This is a genomic window from Chryseobacterium nakagawai (assembly GCF_900637665.1).
In the GTDB taxonomy this organism is placed as follows: domain Bacteria; phylum Bacteroidota; class Bacteroidia; order Flavobacteriales; family Weeksellaceae; genus Chryseobacterium; species Chryseobacterium nakagawai.
Genome location: NZ_LR134386.1, coordinates 402,538 through 418,029, shown reverse-complemented (window position 1 = coordinate 418,029; position 15,492 = coordinate 402,538). Strand labels below are relative to the sequence as shown.

13 protein-coding genes are annotated in these 15,492 nt (G+C 35.6%); 7 read left to right on the top strand and 6 right to left on the bottom strand.

Features of this window, described 5'->3' with window-relative positions:
* Complete coding sequence (locus tag EL260_RS01950; protein ID WP_123858612.1) at nucleotides 1–1,530, top strand: hypothetical protein; 1,530 nt, start codon at nucleotides 1–3, stop codon at nucleotides 1,528–1,530.
* A 205-nt stretch (nucleotides 1,531–1,735) separates the two neighbouring features.
* On the opposite strand, the gene EL260_RS01945 is transcribed toward EL260_RS01950, so the two are convergent.
* Nucleotides 1,736–3,064, bottom strand: coding sequence for a M48 family metalloprotease (locus EL260_RS01945; RefSeq protein WP_228445273.1), 1,329 nt, complete (start codon nucleotides 3,062–3,064; stop codon nucleotides 1,736–1,738).
* A 97-nt stretch (nucleotides 3,065–3,161) separates the two neighbouring features.
* Between EL260_RS01945 and EL260_RS01940 the strand changes: the two genes are divergently transcribed.
* Genes EL260_RS01940 through EL260_RS01930 form a run of 3 tightly spaced genes read left to right on the top strand, consistent with a single transcriptional unit; the run spans nucleotide 3,162 to nucleotide 6,483 of the window.
* Nucleotides 3,162–4,295, top strand: coding sequence for a serine hydrolase domain-containing protein (locus EL260_RS01940; RefSeq protein WP_123858610.1), 1,134 nt, complete (start codon nucleotides 3,162–3,164; stop codon nucleotides 4,293–4,295).
* 4 nt (nucleotides 4,296–4,299) lie between these two features.
* Nucleotides 4,300–4,911 carry a YdeI/OmpD-associated family protein gene (locus EL260_RS01935; RefSeq protein ID WP_123858609.1) on the top strand — a complete coding sequence of 204 codons (612 nt, stop codon included), beginning with the start codon at nucleotides 4,300–4,302 and terminating at the stop codon, nucleotides 4,909–4,911.
* Between the two features lie 12 nt (nucleotides 4,912–4,923).
* A complete protein-coding gene (locus EL260_RS01930) occupies nucleotides 4,924–6,483 on the top strand; it encodes a helix-turn-helix domain-containing protein (protein ID WP_123858608.1) in 1,560 nt (519 codons plus the stop codon).
* On the opposite strand, the gene EL260_RS01925 is transcribed toward EL260_RS01930, so the two are convergent.
* From EL260_RS01925 to EL260_RS01905, 5 genes are all read right to left on the bottom strand, one after another.
* On the bottom strand, nucleotides 6,484–7,395 hold the full coding sequence (locus tag EL260_RS01925; protein WP_123858607.1) for a hypothetical protein: 912 nt from the start codon (nucleotides 7,393–7,395) through the stop codon (nucleotides 6,484–6,486).
* Nucleotides 7,396–7,405: 10 nt separating this feature from the next.
* Nucleotides 7,406–8,218, bottom strand: coding sequence for a complement C1q domain-containing protein (locus EL260_RS01920; protein ID WP_123858606.1), 813 nt, complete (start codon nucleotides 8,216–8,218; stop codon nucleotides 7,406–7,408).
* Nucleotides 8,219–8,229: 11 nt separating this feature from the next.
* The gene (locus tag EL260_RS01915; RefSeq protein ID WP_123858605.1) at nucleotides 8,230–9,090 is read right to left on the bottom strand and encodes a complement C1q domain-containing protein; all 861 of its coding nucleotides are present in this window, start codon (nucleotides 9,088–9,090) and stop codon (nucleotides 8,230–8,232) included.
* A 231-nt stretch (nucleotides 9,091–9,321) separates the two neighbouring features.
* Nucleotides 9,322–10,593 (bottom strand): Y-family DNA polymerase, encoded by a 1,272-nt coding sequence (locus EL260_RS01910; protein ID WP_123858604.1) that lies wholly within the window; start codon nucleotides 10,591–10,593, stop codon nucleotides 9,322–9,324.
* Between the two features lie 189 nt (nucleotides 10,594–10,782).
* Nucleotides 10,783–12,366 carry a Na+/H+ antiporter gene (locus EL260_RS01905; protein WP_123858603.1) on the bottom strand — a complete coding sequence of 528 codons (1,584 nt, stop codon included), beginning with the start codon at nucleotides 12,364–12,366 and terminating at the stop codon, nucleotides 10,783–10,785.
* A 450-nt stretch (nucleotides 12,367–12,816) separates the two neighbouring features.
* Between EL260_RS01905 and EL260_RS01900 the strand changes: the two genes are divergently transcribed.
* The 3 genes from EL260_RS01900 (at nucleotide 12,817) to EL260_RS01890 (ending at nucleotide 15,475) form a co-directional block, all read left to right on the top strand.
* Nucleotides 12,817–13,317: a M15 family metallopeptidase gene (locus tag EL260_RS01900; protein WP_123858602.1), complete on the top strand. Its 501-nt coding sequence runs from the start codon at nucleotides 12,817–12,819 to the stop codon at nucleotides 13,315–13,317.
* Between the two features lie 191 nt (nucleotides 13,318–13,508).
* Nucleotides 13,509–14,546 carry a patatin-like phospholipase family protein gene (locus EL260_RS01895; protein ID WP_123858601.1) on the top strand — a complete coding sequence of 346 codons (1,038 nt, stop codon included), beginning with the start codon at nucleotides 13,509–13,511 and terminating at the stop codon, nucleotides 14,544–14,546.
* Nucleotides 14,547–14,902: 356 nt separating this feature from the next.
* The gene (locus EL260_RS01890) at nucleotides 14,903–15,475 is read left to right on the top strand and encodes a DUF2589 domain-containing protein (protein ID WP_123858600.1); all 573 of its coding nucleotides are present in this window, start codon (nucleotides 14,903–14,905) and stop codon (nucleotides 15,473–15,475) included.
* Nucleotides 15,476–15,492: the final 17 nt, after the last annotated feature.

Genomic DNA, 15,492 nt, shown 5'->3' with positions numbered 1-15,492 from the left:
ATGAAAAAAATTACTTTATTGATGTTTGGACTTGTCCAAACATTTTCATTTTCCCAAACCCAGGATTTAACAACATTAGCCGCAGGAGATCATGTAGGAATGAATGCTTTATTTGATGATAAAGATAATCTGTATGGCTATGTTTCCCTATATTCTTATGGGAAATCCGGAGATAAAACCAAAAAATTTGAATATGTTATCTTAGATAAGAACCTCAACCCTGTTGCCAATAAAGAATTTGAAGGTGATATCACAGCAGCTTCTTATAGAGGATATGTGGATTTCAAAGGACAAATTATTCTTAAACCTTCTATGATGGATTATTCACAGGTAAAGATCAGAGAAGTATTCACCCCTGTTTCTATGGTAATAGATCCAAAGACTAACACAATTACCAGAAAAATATATTATGATTATCAGGAAGATGGCACTTTCAAAGAGATCAATGAGCCCAAAAGCTGGAAAGAACAGCGTAAAGAAAACCGTGACGAGAAAAAGGAAAAAGGCTATAATTATGTTTCAGCAGTTGGAGAATTGAAACAAGGAGGTTATTTTGCTATAGAATATAAAGATTATGGAAAGTATCAAAACAGCAATAGCCTGATCCGATTCGACAATAACAAAAAGGAAGTCTGGAGGTATAAATACAATACTGAGGGAAGTAAAAAGATTTTCACCACATTATCAGTTCTTGAAAGAGATGAAAACTATATGTATTGTGTGATGAAAAAAGTAAATGAAAAAGATAAAGCATTCAGCCTTCTGGTCATTGATATGAAAACGGGTAAAGAAGCAGCAAACAAACCCATTACAGGGCTTTCTGATGATGCTATAGACAATATTGACTCTTTCTATTCTGACTACAAACCGCTCGATAATGATAAAACTTTTGATGACAAAGTGGTGCTGCTGGGAAGGAATTACAACAATTCTGATTTTGTAGGATTTGCAAGATTAATAGTAGATAAGTCAAACTTTACCACAGACACCAAAGTTATTAATTTTGATCCTCATATTGCTTCTTTTCTACCAAAAGTTAATAAAAATGGCTTTGTAGAAAATGGCTATATGTTGCAAACCAAAGACATGTATTTTATGAATGACGGAAGTGTCGGAATTTTATCCGAAAAGTATAAACCAGCGGGCCAATATAATGCTCCCAAAACAACCGATCTTGTTTATATTTATACAGATAAAGATTTCAAAGTAAAAAATGTTCAGGTTTTTGAAAAGGAAAAATCAAAATGGGTAAATAGTGATTACCTGTTCTCACAATACCTTAACGGAGGTAAAGATGTAGTATTCTTTTATCGTGACTATCAAAAGGATGAAGCTACAAAACAAAAAAGATGGAATCTTTTTATCAATACGATTATTGACGGAAAATTCAAACAGGAAATTATTCCTATTTCAGAAAAAGACAATTATACTGTCATTCCATATGTAGGAAAAGAAGGTTATATCTTACTTCGTGAGTATAATGAGAAAGAAAAGTTCAACAAAATCCGCCTGGAAAAGCTGAACTACTAATAAAAAATTGTTCTTTCCTCATTATTTTTCAAGTCTCTATTCTATATGCCTAGGGAGCAAAATTTTTTAAACCATTGACACATAAGCTTTATGTAAATAAAATCATTGGTATATACTTGGCTAAAAATAAGAGCTATCTCACATTTGAGATAGCTTTTCGTCTTGAAAATCTAAAGTATTGTGATGCTCACACCGACTTATGATACTATTTGGGTGTTGCAGCAATTCCAGCGACCTGATAATAATCTGAAATATTTTTGATCTCATCCAGACCCAGGTTCCACATAAAATTCAGGAACTGCTGATAGCTTTCACTTTGATTTTTAGGTTCTATCCGATCCAAATAACGGTTCAGATTATACTTTTTTCTGGCTTCGTAGATTTTAGTAAAACATTTGCCCAGCCAGTCTTTATAGTATTTTTCTTCTTCCCCATCCTGAAGGAACTGCATTGCTGTATAAATCCCTACTCCATAATCTTCAGAATGAAAATAATTAGGAAGAATTTCCATTCTTGCCGTTTTTTTCAAAGCAAGATAAGCCTCTGAAGGTTTTTCCGGTTCTACAGACCTATTAAGTTCAGGAAAAGTCTTTTTAAGTTTTTCTATCCTTCTAACCATTTCGGGATGTGATGCTACAGAATCTTTGTTTAGCTTTTCTTTATAAAAGTTGTAATTGTAAAGGGAAAAATCTTCTTTCTTCATCCATTTCTCCTTGAAGGCCTGTTTTGGGAGATCAAAAAGTTTTTTATAAGTCTCTATCTTGAGTTCTCTGGGAGAAATTGTGTCAAATGTCTGAAGTATTTGTAAACCATTGATAAATTCACTTTTCTTAAATTCACTGTTTCTAAAAATAACATATCCCAAAGAATCTGCCTGTATTTCCTGCTTTCTTTTTTGGATACTTTTTTTGTAAAGCCTGTTTTTAAAAATGTCAAATGCTTTTTGATTTCGTCCAAGGCTTTGTCTATCTGTAGTTTCCTTGATATTCTGTACGGTACTTTTATCCAACTCATTTTGCTCCACAAGACTTAGAACCATTTTCATTGTATGCTCCTCTATTTTATGTCCCAATTCATGGGAAATTACACCCGCAATCTGAGCTTCATTATCCATCCAGATATACAGTCCCATATTAATAACAAAAGTACCATCCGCAAGACAGTAAGCATTAGGAGTATTATCTCTTGCGATTAGAATTTTAAGATCTTTTGGAATTTTGGGATTATTTTTTCTAAGACGCTCTACCAGAGATTTAATGACTACATCAAACTCAGATTTAAAAACAAAGTCTTTATTTTTCACCTGTTTTTCAAAATCAGTTCCAAATTCTTTATATATTTTGGAAATTTCAGAACCTCCCCGTCCGGAATACTGTGACCTCAGCCCTTTGATCAGATTTTCATTATTGACTGTAAAACTTTTTAAAAACTCTTTCCGCTGAAGATAATCTGCGGTATCTATTGCTTTATAAGTTTGGGAAATTCCTGCTAAGGACAGCAGGAAGCACATCAATACAATAAGTTTTCTGGTCATATTTTTCATCAATTAAACAAAAATAATGTATTTGATGATTCATTTTCATTTTTTCATCCAAATTATTTTAAATTTGTTAAAGACCAATTGACGAAAAATGAGAATACTAAAATACATGATAGGTGGTGCAGCGGCCGGAGCTGCGGCTGCTTACTTTTTGGGATATGATTATTTATTTAGTGGCATTTCCAAAACTTACCTTAAAGGAAGATCAAGCGCCTATATTGATGATGGAAACCTGTTTCCCAGTAATCCCATTCCTACAGGATCTCCTAAACGATGGGAAGAGCATTCCGAATACAACAAAAAGGAATTACCGAAAATCTTAGTTGATAATTTAAAACATTCTAAAACGGCAGCTTTTGTAGTGATAAAAGATGGGAAGATTCTTCATGAACAATACTGGGAGGGCTATAATCAGCTCTCTCAGACCAACTCTTTTTCTATGGCAAAGGCTGTTACTGTTATGCTTTTAGGAAAAGCTTTAGAAGAAGGGATAATTAATAATATTAATGAAAACCTATCCAATTTTTATCCTGAATTTAAAGAGAAAACTTTCGGAGACCAGGTTACCATTAAGAATCTGGCTCAAATGGAATCTGGTCTTGACTGGGATGAAAACTATAATAGCCCTTTTCTTCCTAATGCCAAAGCGTATTATGGAAAGAGTCTTGCAAAGGCAGTATTTTCACGAAAGTTCAAAGAGTTGCCAGGAACAAGGTTTGAATATCAAAGCGGAACCACTCAGCTTCTTGGTTTTGTCTTAAAAAAAGCACTTCAACAACCATTAGCCAACTATCTCTCTGAAAAATTCTGGATTCCAATGGGAATGGAACAGGATGCAAAATGGAGTACAGATAATTATGGAATGGAAAAGACCTATTGCTGTATCCACTCCAATGCAAGAGACTTTGCCAAACTGGGACTTTTATTTCTGAATGATGGTAAAGTTGATGATCATCAAGTTCTTAACACAGGTTTTATTGAACATATGAGAACCCCAACAAAAAAGTCTGAAAACATTTACGGAATGGGCCTTTGGATCAATCACGACAACCCCATCAAACATTATTATTTCCTAGGACTTCAGGGACAATATATCATTATGGTTCCTGAGTATAATATGGTCATCGTGAAAACCGGAAGTTATGCCAACAATCCCAAAAATGACAGAGGTAGACCAGATCAGGTGAAGTTTCTGGTGAATGAAACCGTACAATTATTTCAATAAAATCATGGAAAAATACAGCTCAAAAGTAGACACCTATATTGAAAAATCTCAAGATTTTGCGAAACCTATTTTAAATTATATCCGCGAAACAGTTCATGAATACTGCCCTGATGCAGAAGAAACCATGAAATGGAGTTTTCCACATTTTATTTACAAAGGGAAAAACCTTTGTGCTATGGCTTCATTCAAACAACACTGTACATTCGGCTTCTGGCTGGAAAAAGAGATGAAAACCATGCAGGAAATCACTCAAGATATTGAGAAGAACTCTATGTTTAGCCTAGGTAAAATTACAAAGATTGAAAACCTTCCCTCAAAAGCTCAGCTGAAAAAAGCCATCAAAGAAGCTATGGAGCTTACCGATATGGGGGTGACTATGAAAAAAGCGGCTCCTACCAAAACAGAAGCGGAAATTCCTGATTATTTTCTATCTGCACTAAAAGCTCAGCCAAAAGCATTGGGCATTTTTGAAAAAGCCTCTCCATCATTCAGAAAAGAATACATTACATGGATTGTAGAGGCAAAAACAGAAGCTACCCGGAATAAAAGAATGGAACAGTCTTTGGAATGGATTGCTGAAGGAAAAGGGAGGAACTGGAAATATGAAAAAAAATAAACACAAAACACAATGAAGAAAAAAATCACTTTATTTTTCTTTTTCATTATTTCAATTTTTACATTCTCACAAACATTTGATTTTGATGGACAATATAAATATGCCCGGGTTCTTTCTTCTAAAAATCCGGACAGTTCAGAAATTGTTTTGAATCATATTATTGATTCTGCACAGAAAAGAAATGTGCCGGAATATCTTGCTAAGGCTTATTATTTAAAATCATACAACAGTTATCTAAAATCAGATGCCAAAAGCAGTCTTGATTTTGCAGAAAAAGCCTTAAAAATTTCCACGCAAAACAATTATTCAATAGGGAAAGCATTGGCTTACAGAATGCAGGGAACACAATATGCAAAATTAGGTCTTCTCAACGAATCTTCCAAAAGTCTCGAAAGTGCTTTATCTGAGGTAAAAAACAATAATACTGATGAAGGGCACGAATTGAAAGGAATGATCTATAATTCTTTTTTGATTCTCTTGAATAAAAATGAGTACAAAAAGAAAGAATTCTATTCAATAAGTGCTATCCGAGAATTTCAAAAGATCAAAAACACCTCTAGAAGAAATGAACTACTGGTCTCTGCTTATACCAATATAGGCTACAGTTTATCCGAAGTCAGCAGGTTCACAGAAGCAAAGCCTTATTTTGTAAAGGCTCTTTCTTTAGTAGGTGAGAGTAATTATTATCTTAAATCTAATATTCTCAATGACATCGGATTCTCATTTTTTAAACAAAACAAGCCTGACAGTTCTGTTTTATATTACCAAAAAGCATTGGCCATCGTTAATCGGTATGGTTTTAATGAGAAAAAAATAGAGGTCACAAAAAATCTTGAAGAAGCCTATTCTCAGTTGAACGATGTTCCCAATGTTCAGAAATACAATCTTGAAAATCTTAAATTAAAAGACAGTATTGCTTACAATAAAGCCATGGCCGTCAATAAAACACTTTCAAAAAAAGAAGAGAATTTTGATCAGCAGCTTACAAAAAGTAAAAAGGTTTCAACAACCTTAGTTGCCGCCTGCCTTATTTTAACTGCCATCTTGGGTATTGTTGTGTTACACATCATGAGCCTTAGAAAAAAACATAAAGAAATGGTCTCTAAAATATACCAGGAAGGGATTTCTCCGGTTATTTATGAAGAAGATCCTATAGAAAAAGGAGAAGAACCCTTACCACAAGCTATCAACCATCCTTCAGAAATAAAAATTTCCCCTGAAGTAGAGGAAAATATTTTAGTAGGCTTACAGAACTTTGAGGAAAATCTGCATTTTAATGACAAGAATATCTCGCGTTACAATCTTTCCCATACTTTGAATATTAATACAAAATATCTTTCAGCAGTCATTAAAAAGCACAAAAATTTCAACTTCAATCAGTACATCAATCATCTTCGGATCAACTATATTGTTAATCAATTAAAAAATGAACCACAATACCGGAAATACAAAATCAATCATCTTGCTGAGATTACAGGATATTCTTCGCACAGTGCCTTCTCTCTTGAATTCAAAAAAGTAGTAGGGCTTCATCCCTCCGCTTTTATCAAAACTTTGGATGAGATCACCTGATTATTGTTCTGCTATTGTAAGATTGTTGTACCCTCCTGTGTTGTTTAAAGAGAAATTAGCCAGGTTTGAATTATTTAAATTAAACCAGATATAAGGCATCAGTCGCTGTCCCGAAGTCATATAGAATGATGCTGTACAATTACTTCCTGCATCAATATTTCCCATACTGTTGGAAGACATTGTATTCACACATTTTACAGTATTTACAATATTTGCAGGCAGCAAACCTGCTGTATTATCGTAGAGTTGCCAAATAGCTTCTATCTGAATAGGATTTAAAGGGTCTGTTGTATAATTGATTGCCAAAGGCGCCAGATCTGTTGTAAAAGTAGCCACATATACTCCATTTCTCGGTGCAGTAAAAATTCCTGTGGATGCGTTAAAGTTGGTTCCTGAATTGCTTTCAAAAATCTTTGCCCAGTCTACGAGATAATTGCTCGACCGGTTTTGAAGACCTGCAGTGACTGTCGCAGCAGAAGGAACTGCGAGCTTTACGTTATTGTTCGTTTTGGCAGCAATCACAATAACTTTATTACTTGCCGGTTGTGCTGTCAGTATAGGCAGCCATTCATTTCCATTAGAATATTCCACACCGTTATTGTAATGAAGTGCCCCTTCATCTGCCGCAGCTGCTGTCAGTGAAGAAGTACCAAATCCAATCGCACCGTTTCCTGAATTTCTCGCATCAACTTTTACCGCTGGAGTAAGCATTCCTACTCCTACCCTGCCGGCAGCTGTAATTATCATATCATTACTTTGCTGAGATGGAGTAAATGATGATCCTGTAGACGGATTATCCTTCTGCCCGTCAATGTGTAAAATACCCTGTGGATTTGGGGTATTGATTCCAACCTGCGAGAATACACAATGGAAACTTAAAAACATAAGTATAAATAAACAATTCTTTTTCATCATCTTATTTTTATAATCCGAAAATACTTAAAGAGGTAAGGGTTGCATCTGTATCTAAAGTCTTTGAACTTCCCAGCTTCTGGTTCAGGCTCACGGTAATATTGTCTCCTTGGTTTAAATTAAATATTCCTGAACAATTTCCGGCCACACGGTTTTCAATCGTATTATTTCCCGGATAACTCCCTACACATTTGAACACTTTATTCGTTGAGGAAGAAGCTGAGTTCGTTTGAATGAGCGTTTCATACCGGGAATCATTGCCAATATTTCCTGAAGCCAATGAAATGCTAAAAGAAACGACGTACACTCCTGTTTTTGAAGCTGTGAAAATTCCCGTAGATGCATTAAAACTATCGTTAACATCTGTTCTCTCTGTCCAGCCCGTGATTGCAGATGGTACTCCATCAGTAAAATTCTGTGCAGAAGAATTTTCGGCATCTACAAAATCATTGGATGTTTTATGGGCCAGAGAGATCCAGGAAGTCCCATTAGAGTAGCTAAGATCCTGCGTCCCTGAGTTATACCTCAGCGCACCGGCTTTAGCAGCAGCAGCTGTCTGCACAGTTCCTCCGATCCCCATAGCATTTAATCGCTCTCCAGATCTTAGATCCAATCTCGTTTTGGGAGTTTTCGTTCCCACTCCCATATTTCCGGAAGAGGTGATCACTACATCATCATAATAGCTGGAAAGGGTGGAAGCTGAAGTATTTTTCAGACCATCCACATGTAATATCCTCTCAGGAGTAGACATATTAATTCCTACCTGAGCACTCATCCATACACTTCCGCACATGAGCAAGGCTGGTATTAATTGTTTTTTCATATTCAAATGTGTTATTGTTCTAAAATTGAAAGATTTACAAAGCCATAGTCATTACTTGCAGAAGAAATATCTGTACGTAAACTCAAACTGCCATTATAAACAGACTGATAAATCTGTGGCTGGAAGGTATCTCCTTTATTAAGCTGGACTCCTGCAACACATGAACCTGCAACTTGTGCCTGTTTTGAGATGTTGGAAAAAGATTTTACACATTTTTTTACGGTATTGCTTCCGTTCACTACATACCTGGCCTCAGAAAAATAACCGGATACTATAGGAATTCTCACAAAATCATAAGTAAAAGAGACCAGATATACACCTGTTCGTGGAGCAGTAAAAACTCCTGTACCCGGATTAAAACTGACTGTAGAATCGGAGATTTCATTCCAGCCGGAAATACCCGTAGAAATCTGGTAAGGAATTTTAATTGCAAAGTTGGCTGCCTGAATATTCGCCACGATTACAGCTTTAGTGGGTGAAGAAATAAGATCCTGCCATACTATTCCATCAGAATACTGCATCTTCCCTCCATTTAACGGATTATATCTTATCGCCCCACTTCCTGCTACAGACGCAGTCTGGGAAGTCTCTCCCACCCCAATCGAATTGTCAGTATTACTGGCAGATCTTGTATCGATCTTTACAACTGGAGACAGAATACCTATCCCTATTTCTCCCAAAGAGGTAACTGCTACATCATTGGAGGCTTGTACAGAAGAAGGAGTTCCGGATGCCGGATTATCTTTAGCTCCGTCTATATGGAAAATGGTTTGGGGATTAGAGGTATTAATACCAACCTGTGCTGTTAAGGAATGTATAAAAAGGCATCCGGCAATGAATATCCATTTCCTCAAAATAATTAAATTTTTCATGTAATTTGTGGTTTTAAAACGAGTACTATTCTCTGCCAAAGATAGACTCAAAAACAGATCCCACACAACAGACACTTTCCGAAACAAAACATAAAACACTGAAAATGTAATAAATAAGCAACTGTTTTACAATATCAAAATACGGAATTTTAATATTTTTTGAAATGAATATTTGATTTTTTCTGAAAGTTTAAAAAAATAACGAATCCCTTTTCTCTCGATTTTCCAATATCAATGAAACCTAAAATTAGCTTCCGGCAGCGTATTCTTTTTTAAGAAAGCTTCATATTCCGGAGATAGCTGGGCACGGCCAAAAGTATTTTCACCGCTCATGCTTCCCAAACGTACTTTATCCTTTCCGAATTTCCGGTTCATGGCATCCATCGCCTTCATTACAGGAAGATGTTGATTTTGTGTATCTTCTTCAAAAAGGCTGATCTGTCTCTGATCTTCAGGAACAAAGTCATTTACCATCACCCCTGCCCTTTTATAATGAAATCCGTCTCTGTAAACGGCTTCAAAAAGCTCATTGACGACCCTTCCAATCAATATAGATGAATTGGTTGGATTGGGAAGAATTTGGGTCATAGCATTTCTGTATTCAGGAAGGTCATTTCTAAAACGATTTGTTTGTACGAAAACAGTAATCATTTTACAGCAGGTATTTTGCTTTCTCAATCTTTCTGAACAGTACATTCCAAAGGTTTCTACGCGTTCCCTAACGGATTCTTTATCGGTAAGCATTTGCATAAAGCTTCTGGTAACAGCAATTGATTTTTTAGGAGATGGAGCATCCAGTTCCAATTGACGAATTCCTCTTAATTCATGAATCATCCTTACCCCATGAATTCCCATAATTTTCCGAACCCACATTTCAGGTTTCTGAAGAAGGTCCCAAGCTTTATAAACACCATTATCATTCATTTTAGCAGCCAGCTTTCTCCCTATTCCCCAAACGTCTCCTATATTCAGCCATTTCAATGCCTTCTCTATTTTCTCAGGAGTATCCATAATATAAACTCCCTTACATTGCTCCGGAAATTCTTTCACAATTCTGTTAGCCACTTTACATAAGGTTTTACTGGGTGCAATTCCTATACTGACAGGAATATTTTCTTTCTCCTGAATTTCTGTTTTGATTTTAGAACAATACTCGTGAATGTCAATATATTTAAAGCCTGTAAGATCTAGAAAAAGCTCGTCGATACTATAAACTTCATACTCTAAAACATAAGAACGGGCTATATTAATTACCTGTTGACTTTTATAATTATAGAGTTCAAATTTTGCAGAAAAACTTTTTACATCATGTTGGTTGAAAAGTTCTTTGTATTTGAATGCAGGCGCTGCCATAGGAATTCCAAGGTCTTTTGCCTCCTTACTTCGAGACACTACACATCCATCGTTGTTAGAGAGAACCACAACGGGTTTGCCTTCAAGGGAAGGGTCCAGAGTCCTTTCACAGGAAACAAAAAAGTTATTGCAATCTACCAGCGCATACATGACGATTGTGAATTATCTACACAAAATTATTCTTTTTCAAGAATAAAATCACTTTTTTGCCATTAATTAACATCATATTTAACACATTGAAAAACAAATAAATATTATTTTTAAATACGACATATTTTGTCGCATTAACATCCTAATTTTGTTTACAAAAACATCATGTATTGAATGCGGTACAGCTGATTAAATCATTTTCAACCGTTCTTCCTCCAGGTCAAGCTGATAAAGCTGATGCCGGATAATCTCTTCATTCACAGAAACGTCTTTATTAAGCTCTGAAAGGAACTGTCTTTGGATTTCAAGCATTTCGATAAAAACAGCCTTGGATTTTTCGTTCATCCAGTCAGCATCATTGGCTTTGTTTTTTTCTTCCCAATGTCGCAACAATCGTTCTATTCCTGCATCACTATGAAGTTCGCTTTCATGTTTGTTTTTAAGAAAGTGATAAACGTGCTGTCTTAATTTTTGTTTGATTTCTTTACGGGCCAGTTCTTCTTTTTCTTCATCTATAAAGTCATCAAATATTTTTCCATATTTTATAAAATAAGGCAATGTAAGCCCTTGAACCAAAAGAGTAAGCAATATCACTACAAAAGTGATGAATAAGATAAGATTTCTGTTTGGAAAAGGGGTTCCATTTTCAAGAGTTATAGGAATGGCAAGTGCTGCCGCCAGAGATACCACTCCCCTCATTCCCGTCCATCCAAGTAAAATAGGCATCATCAGACGTCTTCTCATGGAAGATGCTCTGGGAGCGACAGAGGGGCGAAAAATAATCGTGGTAATCATTGCCGCATAGGAGCTTATAATTCTAGCTGCAATAAGAATAACAGTCACTAATACTCCATAATTAATGGCAGTCTTTAAAGCTATTCCTTCAGAACGCAGGCCGCCTACAATTTCAGGAAGCTCTAGTCCGATAATTAAGAAGACAATGCCATTCAAAATAAATACAAAGCTTTCCCATACGCTATATCCTCTTATACGACTTGTACTGTTTAAAAAGATCATTCTTTTAGCAGACATATACAGGCCTCCGCAAACAACTGCCAAAACCCCGGAGCAATGAATTTGTTCTGCTATCCAGTACATCAGATAGGGTTCAATAAGGGTCAATGCAATATCTGATGAAGCATCTGTAGGAAGTCGTTTGTGAGCTTGTACAAAAATCCAGGCCAACAATAGGCCAATTCCTGCCCCTCCGATCACCATCCATAAAAAATCCAATGAAGCCTCCTGCCATACAAATTGTCCGGTTCCTACTGTAATCAGAGCAAAACGGAATATAATCAGAGAAGATGCATCATTCAGTAAACTTTCTCCTTCCAAAACAGCTGCAGTGGTATTGGGAATTTTCACAAATTTCATAATGGCACCCGTACTTACAGCATCTGGCGGAGACACGATGCCTCCCAATAAAAATCCCAGAGCAATCGTAAATCCCGGAATAAAATAATTGGCAGCAATGGCCACTGAAAACGCGGTAAAAAATACAACCAGGAAAGCAAAGCTTCCAATGATACGCCACCATCTTTTCATTTCTTTAAAGGAAATGGACCAGGCAGCCTCAAATAATAGTGGGGGTAAAAATATAAAAAAGATAAGATCGGGATTGATCTTTACAGCAGGCAAACCAGGTATAAAACTTACAAGAAGTCCAAATACAACCAGCAAAATCGGATAAGCGATTTTTAATTTAGCAGCCCACATATTTAATAATACAATAGCGGCTATCATGGCCAACAAAAAGGGTAAAATGGTGTGCATTGATATTGTGTTTTTTTATTTTCCTTCTATTATCTTCATGATCTATCTGAAGACAACATTTCTTACAAATATACACTCAATCTGTATTTTAGCATCCATTTTTTCAATCTTATCAAAACTTAAATAGGAACTGTACAATAACACCTCAACATCACTCCTGATCCTCAGGAGGAAGTTCGAATTCCATTTATTAAACGTCCTTTTTTCCTTCCCTTTCTAGCATATGGTATTTTTATAAGTTTTAAACTTGAATTGCAGAGACAATTATTAATCAAACTCATCTTACAGTCGCCAATATTTAGCCTCAATATAAACAACAAAAGACTAAGTCTTGGGGCCATTTTTATTAAAAATAAAAAACTCAATAAAGGGAGAATAAAATATTTTTCATTCGATACACGTCAAGTTTTGTCGCTTCCGCCCTATACTTTTGCTCCATAATAAAAGAATATGGATAAAGTAACAGCAGAGAGAATTCAGGAACTTCACCCGTTTGTAAGAGATGAAGTAAAGCAAATTATTAAAGAATGTGATGCGGCCCTCACCGGCAAAGCTAAGATAAGAATTACCCAAGGATTAAGATCTTTTGAGGAGCAGGAAAAGCTTTATGCAATTGGAAGAATAACATCCGGAAAAAAGATAACCAATGCCAAAGCGGGCCAGAGTATCCACAATTATGGTCTTGCTGTAGATATCTGCCTGATGATCGACGGAAAAACGGCCAGTTGGGACACTGTAAAAGACTGGGATAATGATAAGGTTGCAGACTGGTATGAATGTGTGAAAATCTTTGCAAAACATGGCTGGGATTGGGGTGGAAACTGGAAAACTTTTAAAGATCTTCCCCACTTTGAAAAAAAGACAATTCCATCGAAGAAAGGACCTGTAAAAACCAGTTGGAGAAAGCTTTTGAAGATGTCTAGAGATCAAAAAAATTATGTTGTTTTTTAATTTTTTTTCTTTAAAATTAATTTAAATACGTCAAGTTCTGTCGCTTCCCCGCCCTACCTTTGTTTTACAAGAAAGCCACTAAAAGCAACAAGATCTGAATATGGAATTTCACTGTTTTTCTGACCCCAAAATTACTAATTCCACAAGATCATATTGCAATGTATTCTTAAAAAAATAATTAACAAAATAACATGAAAAAGACAACCATTCTTTCTTTGGACGGAGGCGGAATAAGGGGAATTATTACCTGTATTATTCTGCGTTACATAGAAGAACAGCTCCAGTATTATGATAAACCAAGTGCTAAGCTTGGGGATTATTTTGATCTGGTGGCTGGCAGCAGCACAGGAGGACTGATTGCTTCTATTATTCTATGTCCTGATGAAGTCCGTAAAGCAAAATATTCTATCCAAAAGGGATTGGAATTATATGCTGAAAAGGGCGGTGATATCTTCCAGGTTTCCTTTTGGGAAAAGCTGGTTAATCCATTTGGATTGTTGAATGAAAGAATTTCTCAGGAAGCTCTTCAAAAAAACCTGAACGACTTTTTTGGAAATTTAGAATTAAAGGAATTAATAAAACCGTGTTTAATAACAAGTTATGATATAGAGAACAGAAGAGCAAAACTTTTCAATTCCTGTGAAGCTCATCTCAGTACAGATAATTTTTATGTAAAAGATGTTTGCAGGGCAACATCCGCAGCACCTACCTATTTCAGCCCGGTACAGATCAAATCAATGTATGGGCAAATCTTCAGCCTGATTGATGGAGGTATGTTTGCGAATAATCCCGCTCTTTGTGCTTATGCAGAAGCCAGAAAAATTCCTTTTGCAGAAGTTTTAAAAAATCATCAGAAAGCTAATCATCCCGGAGTAAATGATATGATTATCATATCTATAGGAACCGGAATTGAAGCGAGGCCTTATTCATTTCATAAACTCGAAAAGGCAGGAAAAATTGGCTGGGTAAATCCCATTATTGATATTTTAATGTCTGCCAATGCAGAAACCGTAGATTATCAGCTTTCTCAAATGTTCCAGACCTTGGGGTTGAGAAACCAGAAAAACTATTACCGTTTGAATCCCTCATTGAAAAACGCTTCTCCAGCCATGGATAACGTAAGACGGTCTAATATTGAAAACCTGATACAAGCCGGACTAAGCTATATTGATGATAACAGAGAAGTCCTGAACCAGATTGTCCAAAAGCTCATCAGAAACAAAATATAAGCTTAAAAGCTTATATTGAACCTAAATAAGCTTTTAAGCTTATATTAAAATTCACACCGAATTAAAACATGTGACCTTATCAGTTTATAATATTCATCAAAAATGTAATAAAATTGAAAAGAAATTATATCACGACAAGTTTTGACGCTTGAGTCAACTATCTTTAAATAAACAAAATAACCAAGGAAACCAAAGCTAAATAAGCTTATTCCAAACTTACATTATCCCTATTATTTTTAATAATCTTCTGTTCATCAAATACTGAACAGGATATCTATTGCCCAATATTGAATATTAGTCTGCTAGCACTACTATATATTATTAACCAATTAATAACCTTAAAAATTTTTAGAATTATGGCAAATTTAGTACAAGAATTAAACAGTTTAGATTTCAGTGTTTACATCGGAGGACCTATGCAGGCAGCGATCAAGGCTCAGCATGACGCATCCATGTCGCAAGTAAATTTCATTAAAGAAGTTGGCTTTGAAGAAGGAGCTAAAAAGCTTAAATATGTAGATTTTATCTATAAAAAGTCAGTTCCCAGCACCGCTGAAAACAACGAAAGTGTGACAACATCAGAAGTAAAATTAAGTGTCCCATTACTTTGTATGCTGACCATTCCGGCTTTAAGAATTGACGAAATGACTATTGATTTTAACGCCAAGCTTAATTCTGTAGAAACTCAGAGTATTGCTAGTGAATTCCAGGGAAGTGCTTCTATCAGCGCTAAATTCTGGAAAGTTAAATTCAATGCTTCAGCTTCTTATAAGAAAACCAACTCAAGTACTTCAACTACGGAAAAAACGTATACGTTGGGCGTACATGTAAAAGCTGTAAATGACGAATTACCTGCAGGGCTTTCAAAAATTATGGATATGTTAGAAGATGCTATTGTTGCTTCCGCAGCACCGGTAACTACTACTTAATTATTTTCAGGATGGTT

What these genes read in the sequence shown, in the direction of transcription:
- EL260_RS01950 (WP_123858612.1), top strand. Translation starts at nt 1, where the DNA reads ATGAAAAAAATTACTTTATTGATGTTTGGACTTGTCCAAACATTTTCA.
- EL260_RS01945 (WP_228445273.1), bottom strand. Translation starts at nt 3,064, where the DNA reads ATGACCAGAAAACTTATTGTATTGATGTGCTTCCTGCTGTCCTTAGCA.
- EL260_RS01940 (WP_123858610.1), top strand. Translation starts at nt 3,162, where the DNA reads ATGAGAATACTAAAATACATGATAGGTGGTGCAGCGGCCGGAGCTGCG.
- EL260_RS01935 (WP_123858609.1), top strand. Translation starts at nt 4,300, where the DNA reads ATGGAAAAATACAGCTCAAAAGTAGACACCTATATTGAAAAATCTCAA.
- EL260_RS01930 (WP_123858608.1), top strand. Translation starts at nt 4,924, where the DNA reads ATGAAGAAAAAAATCACTTTATTTTTCTTTTTCATTATTTCAATTTTT.
- EL260_RS01925 (WP_123858607.1), bottom strand. Translation starts at nt 7,395, where the DNA reads ATGAAAAAGAATTGTTTATTTATACTTATGTTTTTAAGTTTCCATTGT.
- EL260_RS01920 (WP_123858606.1), bottom strand. Translation starts at nt 8,218, where the DNA reads ATGAAAAAACAATTAATACCAGCCTTGCTCATGTGCGGAAGTGTATGG.
- EL260_RS01915 (WP_123858605.1), bottom strand. Translation starts at nt 9,090, where the DNA reads ATGAAAAATTTAATTATTTTGAGGAAATGGATATTCATTGCCGGATGC.
- EL260_RS01910 (WP_123858604.1), bottom strand. Translation starts at nt 10,593, where the DNA reads ATGTATGCGCTGGTAGATTGCAATAACTTTTTTGTTTCCTGTGAAAGG.
- EL260_RS01905 (WP_123858603.1), bottom strand. Translation starts at nt 12,366, where the DNA reads ATGCACACCATTTTACCCTTTTTGTTGGCCATGATAGCCGCTATTGTA.
- EL260_RS01900 (WP_123858602.1), top strand. Translation starts at nt 12,817, where the DNA reads ATGGATAAAGTAACAGCAGAGAGAATTCAGGAACTTCACCCGTTTGTA.
- EL260_RS01895 (WP_123858601.1), top strand. Translation starts at nt 13,509, where the DNA reads ATGAAAAAGACAACCATTCTTTCTTTGGACGGAGGCGGAATAAGGGGA.
- EL260_RS01890 (WP_123858600.1), top strand. Translation starts at nt 14,903, where the DNA reads ATGGCAAATTTAGTACAAGAATTAAACAGTTTAGATTTCAGTGTTTAC.